Origin of the sequence: Pseudaeromonas paramecii (genome assembly GCF_039540575.1) — a bacterium.
Lineage (GTDB): Bacteria > Pseudomonadota > Gammaproteobacteria > Enterobacterales > Aeromonadaceae > Pseudaeromonas > Pseudaeromonas paramecii.
The window spans coordinates 1-2,110 of sequence record NZ_BAABFC010000032.1 but is presented as its reverse complement, the minus strand read 5'-3'; the positions used below and the strand labels follow the sequence as shown (position 1 = coordinate 2,110).

The window sequence follows — 2,110 nt, the reverse complement described above, 5'->3', positions numbered from 1 at the left end:
CGAAAACAAAGTTGTAACACAGTCCTTGTGTGCGACTCCGAGGTCGAAAGACTTCTTGGGGTTGTATGGTTAAGCGACTAAGCGTACACGGTGGATGCCTAGGCAGTCAGAGGCGATGAAGGACGTGCTAACCTGCGAAAAGGGTTGGTGAGCTGGTAAGAAGCGTTATAGCCAACCATGTCCGAATGGGGAAACCCACTGCATTTATGCAGTATCGCAACATGAATACATAGTGTTGCGAGGCGAACCGGGAGAAGTGAAACATCTCAGTACCCCGAGGAAAAGAAATCAACCGAGATTCCCTCAGTAGCGGCGAGCGAACGGGGAGCAGCCCTTAAGCGTTGATGGAGTTAGTGGAACGGTCCTGGAAAGGCCGACGATACCGGGTGATAGTCCCGTACACGAAAGCGACATCAGCGTGAAAACGAGTAGGGCGGGACACGTGATATCCTGTCTGAAGATGGGGGGACCATCCTCCAAGGCTAAATACTACTGACTGACCGATAGTGAACCAGTACCGTGAGGGAAAGGCGAAAAGAACCCCTGTGAGGGGAGTGAAATAGAACCTGAAACCGTGTACGTACAAGCAGTGGGAGCCTCCTTGTGGGGTGACTGCGTACCTTTTGTATAATGGGTCAGCGAGTTACTTTCAGTGGCGAGGTTAACCGAATAGGGGAGCCGTAGGGAAACCGAGTCTTAACTGGGCGACGAGTCGCTGGGAGTAGACCCGAAACCGGGTGATCTAGCCATGGGCAGGTTGAAGGTGCCGTAACAGGTACTGGAGGACCGAACCCACTAACGTTGCAAAGTTAGGGGATGACTTGTGGCTAGGGGTGAAAGGCCAATCAAACTCGGTGATAGCTGGTTCTCCCCGAAAGCTATTTAGGTAGCGCCTCGGACGAATACTACTGGGGGTAGAGCACTGTTTGGACTAGGGGGTCATCCCGACTTACCAACTCCATGCAAACTCCGAATACCAGTAAGTACTATCCGGGAGACACACGGCGGGTGCTAACGTCCGTCGTGAAGAGGGAAACAACCCAGACCGCCGGCTAAGGTCCCAAAGTTCTGGTTAAGTGGGAAACGATGTGGGAAGGCTCAGACAGCTAGGATGTTGGCTTAGAAGCAGCCATCATTTAAAGAAAGCGTAATAGCTCACTAGTCGAGTCGGCCTGCGCGGAAGATGTAACGGGGCTCAAACCAGGCACCGAAGCCGCGGATGTGCACTCTGTGCACGTGGTAGGGGAGCGTTCTGTAAGTCTGCGAAGGTGTGTCGTAAGGCATGCTGGAGATATCAGAAGTGCGAATGCTGACGTAAGTAACGATAAAGGGGGTGAAAAGCCTCCTCGCCGGAAGACCAAGGGTTCCTGTCCAACGTTAATCGGGGCAGGGTGAGTCGGCCCCTAAGGCGAGGCTGAAAAGCGTAGTCGATGGGAAGCGGGTTAATATTCCCGTACTGGCTGTAACTGCGATGGGGGGACGGAGAAGGCTAAGCAAGCCAGGCGTTGGTTGTCCTGGTGAAAGGCGGTAGGCAGTGTATCCAGGCAAATCCGGAGACACAATGTCGAGACCCGAGACGAACCATCTACGGATGGGAAGTTGCTGATGCCACGCTTCCAGGAAAAGCCTCTAAGCTTCAGGTTACAGACAACCGTACCCCAAACCGACACAGGTGGTCGGGTAGAGAATACCAAGGCGCTTGAGAGAACTCGGGTGAAGGAACTAGGCAAAATAGTACCGTAACTTCGGGAGAAGGTACGCTGTTGTTGGTGAAGTGACTTGCTCACGGAGCTGATGGCAGCCGCAGTGACCAGGTGGCTGGGACTGTTTAACAAAAACACAGCACTCTGCAAACACGAAAGTGGACGTATAGGGTGTGACACCTGCCCGGTGCCGGAAGGTTAATTGATGGGGTTAGCGCAAGCGAAGCTCTTGATCGAAGCCCCGGTAAACGGCGGCCGTAACTATAACGGTCCTAAGGTAGCGAAATTCCTTGTCGGGTAAGTTCCGACCTGCACGAATGGTGTAACCATGGCCACGCTGTCTCCACCCGAGACTCAGTGAAATCGAAATCGCTGTGAAGATGCAGTGTACCCGCGGCTAGACGGAA

The 2,110-nt window shown here is 53.5% G+C and carries 1 rRNA gene; it reads left to right on the top strand.

Features of this window, described 5'->3' with window-relative positions:
- Window positions 1-67 precede the first annotated feature (67 nt).
- A 23S ribosomal RNA gene (locus ABD847_RS16800) occupies window positions 68-2,110 on the top strand; the annotation flags it as partial.